Origin of the sequence: Campylobacter gastrosuis (assembly GCF_030249845.1) — a bacterium.
Lineage (GTDB): Bacteria > Campylobacterota > Campylobacteria > Campylobacterales > Campylobacteraceae > Campylobacter_A > Campylobacter_A gastrosuis.
In genome coordinates this window covers 1-1,491 of record NZ_JANURM010000052.1, presented here as the reverse complement: position 1 = coordinate 1,491, position 1,491 = coordinate 1, and the positions used below count along the sequence as shown (strand labels likewise).

Genomic DNA, 1,491 nt, shown 5'->3' with positions numbered 1-1,491 from the left:
TTACTCAACTTTCGCATATAGATTCCACTAAATTCATGAACTAAAGTTGATAAACAAAGCCCATAAATAGGTACTTTTTAATATAATTACGTTACCACTAACATCATTATAAAAGGTCTATCTTATGGAACTTGCAAATTATATAGAAACTGCTATGAAGAGCATATTAAAAAATCCAATTTACGAAGTGTTATCAGAAATAAAAATCACAAAAATACTTAAACAAAGTAACTTTGTTAAGAGAGAAGTTGGATATCCACCATTTCAAATAATTTTACACTTTCTTTATATGCTTATTATGCAAAAAAGACAATCAACTTTTATAAAAAATAGTGATAAGGCTTATGGTAAAGATGTATATTATAGATTTATCAAAGAAAAACGCTATAACTGGCGTAAACTTTTATTGTTAAGTGCTACAGAAATTTTAAAAAAGATAAAGCCATTGCATAAAAATGGTGAGTATCGCCTACTAATTATCGATGATACAGTAGAACCAAAAAGAGGTAAATTTATTGAAGGTACTTGTAAATATATCTGGAGTAATAAAGAGCATAGAAGTATTAATGCACTAAATATAGTGTCTCTAAATTATGCAGATTCACACTCAACATTTCAATTGGATTTTTCTATAAAAATGAATGATAGTAAAAGAAAATCTACATCAGAGTTCACAGCAAAATTGCATCATAGAAGTAACGCATATCAGCGTAAGAGTGAAATTATTAAAGGTAAGAATATGCTAGCTCTTGAGATGTTAGAAAGAGCATTAGATAATGGAATTGATGCTGATTATCTACTTGTTGATAGCTGGTACGCTAAACCAAATTTTATAAAAGAAGCAAATACTTTAGGAATGCCTGTAATTGCAAGACTTCCAAATAATAAGCTCATTTGGAACTTTAAAGGTAAATATAAAACTCTAAATGCAATATATGATAGTTTTAAAAATATTCGTCATAAATATAGCGGTAAACATGGAAAGATATCTTATAAGTATTTCGATTCAGTTTTAGAACATGCTGTTTTAGGAAAAGTTAAATTGGTATTTTTACACACTGGAAAAGATTTATTAGTTTTTATATCAACAGATATAAGTATTTCAGGTAAAGAGATTTTAGAAACTTATAAAAAGAGATGGAATATTGAACAAGGCTATAAAGATCTAAGACTCTTGTTTGGCTTAGGAAAAGAAGAAAATCGTATCTATGAAGCTCTTATTGGAAAAATCACTCTTTCTATGTTTACTTACAACATTGTAAGTTACATAAACCGCATAAAACATGAGCCACAAACACTAGGAGAACTTTTTAGAGATTTAGAGTGTGAACTTGAAACCCTTGCAATTTCAATGCAACTTTTTATTCAAATACTTACAAAAATCTCTGAAATCCAAAATGTTGTCAAGGATAATAAAGATTTACTTCAAATTATTGCAGTGATAAGTGCTTTCACTCAAAAAGAGTTAGGTTTTATGTGCGAAAGTTGAGT

Annotated in this window: 1 protein-coding gene; it reads left to right on the top strand. The window is 28.2% G+C overall.

All coding sequences use genetic code 11. The annotated features are described in order from the left end of the window. Window positions 1–124 precede the first annotated feature (124 nt). Window positions 125–1,489 carry an IS4 family transposase gene (locus NYG85_RS12015; protein ID WP_260962844.1) on the top strand — a complete coding sequence of 455 codons (1,365 nt, stop codon included), beginning with the start codon at window positions 125–127 and terminating at the stop codon, window positions 1,487–1,489. The last annotated feature ends 2 nt before the right edge of the window (window positions 1,490–1,491 follow it).